The organism is Brevundimonas sp., assembly GCF_019636155.1.
Lineage (GTDB): Bacteria > Pseudomonadota > Alphaproteobacteria > Caulobacterales > Caulobacteraceae > Brevundimonas.
In genome coordinates this window covers 1-1,658 of the sequence record NZ_JAHBYB010000039.1, presented here as the reverse complement: position 1 = coordinate 1,658, position 1,658 = coordinate 1, and the positions used below count along the sequence as shown (strand labels likewise).

Here is a 1,658-nt window from a genome sequence, read left to right as displayed (position 1 = left end):
CCTTCCCAGCCGAAGAACAGCTGCATGAAGTCGGCGGCCGTCACCAGGGCCAGCATGGCGAAGGTGAACAGCGACAGATAGGCGAAGAACCGCGGCTTGTCCGGATCCTCGGCCATGTAGCCCCAGCTATACAGGTGCACCAGCGACGACACGGTGGTGACCACGATCAGCATGGTCGCCGACAGGGCGTCGATGCGGATCGACCAGGCCGACTGGAAGTCGCCGACGTTGATGAAGGGCAGCAGCTCCACCGTGAACGGCGCCATATGGCCCCAGGTGTGGGCGCTGAACACGATCCAGCCCACGGCGCACGAGAAGAACAGCAGGCCGGTGGTGATCGCCTGGGACGCGACATTGCCGATGCGGCGGCCGGTCAGACCGGCGATCACGGCGCCCAGCAGGGGGGCGAAGACGCCCAGGGTGACGAGAGTCTGCAGGTTCACGGTCAGCCCTTCATCACCGAGGCGTCATCGACGGCGATGTCGCCGCGGTTGCGGAAGAAGGTCACCAGGATGGCCAGGCCCACGGCGGCCTCGGCGGCCGCGACGGTCAGGACGAACATGGCCATCACCTGGCCCGAGATGTCGTTCAGGTGCGTCGAGAAGGCGACCAGGTTGATATTGACCGCCAGCAGGATCATCTCGATCGACATCAGGATGATGATGACGTTCTTGCGGTTCACGAAGATGCCGAACACCCCGATGGTGAACAGCATGGCGGCGACCGCCAGATAGTGCTGCAGGGTGATTTCCATCAGCGAAGCTCCTCGGGGCTCACGCCCACGCCGGTCTGGACGCTCTTGACCTCCAGGGCCTTCCTGGCGTCGCGGCCGACCTGGACGCCGACATCCTGGCGTTTGACGTCGGGCTTGTGGCGCAGGGTCAGGACGATGGCGCCGATCATGGCGATCAGCAGCACCACCCCCGCCGCCTGGAAGAAGTAGATGTAGTCGGTATAGAGCACCCGCCCGATGGCCTCGGCGTTCGAGGTGTCGGCGACGGGCGCCGCCGGGCCCTGGCCGTGGCCGGCCGCCCCGCCCTGGGCCACCGTCAGCGAGACCATGATCATCTCGGCCAGCAGCACTCCGGCCACGATCCCCGCCAGCGGCAGGTAACGGGCGTAGCCTTCGCGCAGGCGCACGAAGTCGACGTCCAGCATCATGACCACGAACAGGAACAGCACCGCGACGGCGCCGACGTAGACCACGACCAGCAGCATGGCCAGGAACTCGGCCCCCATCAGCACGAACAGGCCGGCCGAGGAGAAGAAGGTCAGGATCAGCCACAGCACGCTGTGCACGGGATTGCGCGCGGTCACGACCAGAAGGCCCGAGACCACGGCCGTGGCGGCCATGAGGTAGAAGGCGAGTCCTTGCAGCATTTGCGGGACCAGGCCCCTTTCACGATCAGTGCGGCGATCCCCGGCGGGAATCGCGGCGGTGTTTAGCGGTAGGGTGCGTCGAGTTCCAGATTCTTGGCGATCAGCCGTTCCCAGCGGTCGCCGTTCGCCAGCAGCCGGGCCTTGTCGTAATAGAGTTCCTCGCGGGTCTCGGTGGCGAACTCCTGGTTCGGACCTTCCACGATGGCGTCCACGGGGCAGGCCTCCTGGCACAGGCCGCAGTAGATGCATTTGACCATGTCGATGTCGTAGCGGGTCGT

The 1,658-nt window shown here is 65.7% G+C and carries 3 protein-coding genes and 1 pseudogene; all 4 read right to left on the bottom strand.

The genetic code is table 11. The features are described 5' to 3' along the window. A pseudogene (locus KF910_RS14260) lies at positions 1–437 on the bottom strand (NADH-quinone oxidoreductase subunit L); the annotation flags it as partial. Positions 438–445: 8 nt separating this feature from the next. Then, a complete protein-coding gene (gene nuoK / locus KF910_RS14255; RefSeq protein ID WP_292264089.1) occupies positions 446–754 on the bottom strand; it encodes an NADH-quinone oxidoreductase subunit NuoK in 309 nt (102 codons plus the stop codon). Beyond that, on the bottom strand, positions 754–1,380 hold the full coding sequence (locus KF910_RS14250; RefSeq protein ID WP_292264087.1) for an NADH-quinone oxidoreductase subunit J: 627 nt from the start codon (positions 1,378–1,380) through the stop codon (positions 754–756). The genes nuoK and KF910_RS14250 overlap by 1 nt, the downstream gene beginning before the upstream one ends. A 62-nt stretch (positions 1,381–1,442) precedes the next feature. Then, positions 1,443–1,658: 4Fe-4S binding protein (locus KF910_RS14245; protein ID WP_292264085.1), on the bottom strand; the 216-nt coding region annotated here is incomplete at its 5' end.

Bases quoted from the DNA above. Each gene is read 5' to 3' on its own strand.
- nuoK (WP_292264089.1), bottom strand. From the start codon at position 754: ATGGAAATCACCCTGCAGCACTATCTGGCGGTCGCCGCCATGCTGTTC.
- KF910_RS14250 (WP_292264087.1), bottom strand. From the start codon at position 1,380: ATGCTGCAAGGACTCGCCTTCTACCTCATGGCCGCCACGGCCGTGGTC.